This window comes from Streptomyces sp. SID4985 (assembly GCF_009863025.1).
Taxonomy (GTDB): Bacteria; Actinomycetota; Actinomycetes; order Streptomycetales; family Streptomycetaceae; genus Streptomyces.
This window is the reverse complement of the sequence record NZ_WWIR01000578.1, coordinates 1-567: the sequence shown is the minus strand read 5'-3', so window position 1 is coordinate 567 and position 567 is coordinate 1. Positions and strand designations below refer to the sequence as shown.

Here is a 567-nt window from a genome sequence, read left to right as displayed (position 1 = left end):
CCGCCGATGCCGTCCGCGCCGCCCCCCGGCGCCCGGCCCGGCGGTTACGGTTACCCCCAGCCCGCCACCCAGCGACCGGCGGCCGCCCCCATGGGCGGCGGCCAGACCCGCTACTGGATCGAGATCAACGGCACCCGCCACCAGATCTCCCGCGCGACCCTCGTGCTCGGCCGCAGCACCGAGGCCGACGTGCGGATCGACGACCCCGGCGTCTCCCGCCGGCACTGCGAGATCCGGACGGGAACACCCTCGACGATCCAGGACCTCGGCTCCACCAACGGGATCGTGGTGGACGGGCAGCACACCACCCGCGCTACGCTCCGCGACGGCTCGCGGATCGTCGTGGGCAGCACCACCGTTATCTATAGGCAAGCCGAAGGGTGAAGCGGGGGCAATGTCAGAGCTGACCCTCACGGTCATGCGGCTGGGTTTCCTGGCCGTACTGTGGCTGTTCGTGATCGTGGCCGTGCAGGTCATCCGCAGCGATCTGTTCGGTACGCGCGTCACACAGCGCGGCGCGCGCCGGGAAGCGGCCCGTCCGCAGCAGGCCGCCCGCCAGCAGGCCGC

Annotated in this window: 1 protein-coding gene and 1 pseudogene; both read left to right on the top strand. The window is 72.3% G+C overall.

Annotation, left to right across the window (positions count from 1 at the left end; genetic code table 11):
- Window positions 1-384: FHA domain-containing protein (locus GTW40_RS24815; RefSeq protein ID WP_161182392.1), on the top strand; the 384-nt coding region annotated here is incomplete at its 5' end.
- A 10-nt stretch (window positions 385-394) separates the two neighbouring features.
- Window positions 395-567, top strand: a pseudogene (locus GTW40_RS24810) (FHA domain-containing protein); the annotation flags it as partial.